Origin of the sequence: Sphingobium sp. ba1 (assembly GCF_000743655.1) — a bacterium.
Lineage (GTDB): Bacteria > Pseudomonadota > Alphaproteobacteria > Sphingomonadales > Sphingomonadaceae > Sphingobium.
This window is the reverse complement of record NZ_JPPQ01000028.1, coordinates 1-880: the sequence shown is the minus strand read 5'-3', so window position 1 is coordinate 880 and position 880 is coordinate 1. Positions and strand designations below refer to the sequence as shown.

The 880-nt window shown below is 60.6% G+C and carries 1 protein-coding gene; it reads right to left on the bottom strand.

Annotation, left to right across the window (positions count from 1 at the left end; genetic code table 11):
• Nucleotides 1-54: 54 nt before the first annotated feature.
• Nucleotides 55-819: an IS6-like element IS6100 family transposase gene (locus IL54_RS02185; RefSeq protein WP_001389365.1), complete on the bottom strand. Its 765-nt coding sequence runs from the start codon at nt 817-819 to the stop codon at nt 55-57.
• Nucleotides 820-880 lie beyond the last annotated feature (61 nt).

The following is an 880-nucleotide window of genomic DNA, read 5'->3' as shown; positions in this document are numbered from 1 at the left end:
GGCTCTGTTGCAAAGATTGGCGGCAGTCAGAGGTAGGCTGTCGCTCTGCGCCGATCAGGCGGCTGCTGCGAAATGGTGGTTGAGCATGCCCATGGCCTCCGTCAGCGCCGAGGGCCCAATGCCAAAAGCTCTCTCCACAAGGCGCACCTCGCCCCTGATGCCGGGCTGCAGGCACCAGGGGCGAGCCTGTCCTTTGCGCAGGGCTCGCATGACTTCGAATCCCTTGATCGTGGCATAGGCCGTGGGGATCGATTTGAAACCGCGCACCGGCTTGATCAGTATCTTGAGCTTTCCGTGATCGGCCTCGATCACGTTATTGAGATACTTCACCTGCCGGTGGGCCGTCTCCCGGTCCAGCTTTCCTTCGCGCTTCAATTCGGTGATCGCTGCACCATAGCTCGGCGCTTTGTCGGTATTGAGCGTGGCAGGCTTTTCCCAGTGCTTCAGGCCTCGCAGGGCCTTGCCCAGGAACCGCTTCGCTGCCTTGGCGCTGCGGGTCGGCGACAGGTAGAAATCGATCGTGTCGCCCCGCTTGTCGACTGCCCGGTACAGGTAGGTCCACTTGCCCCGCACCTTGACGTAGGTTTCATCCAGGCGCCAGCTCGGATCAAAGCCACGCCGCCAGAACCAGCGCAGCCGCTTCTCCATCTCCGGGGCGTAGCACTGGACCCAGCGATAGATCGTCGTATGGTCGACCGAAATGCCGCGTTCCGCCAGCATTTCCTCAAGGTCGCGATAGCTGATCGGATAGCGACAATACCAGCGCACCGCCCACAGGATCACATCACCCTGGAAATGGCGCCACTTGAAATCCGTCATCGTTCCGTCCGTCCAATCTCCGCCAAGCATGCTCAAGCTTCACGATTTTTGCAACAGAGCC

Excerpts from the sequence above, each read along its gene's own strand:
- IL54_RS02185 (WP_001389365.1), bottom strand. The coding sequence starts at position 819 with ATGACGGATTTCAAGTGGCGCCATTTCCAGGGTGATGTGATCCTGTGG.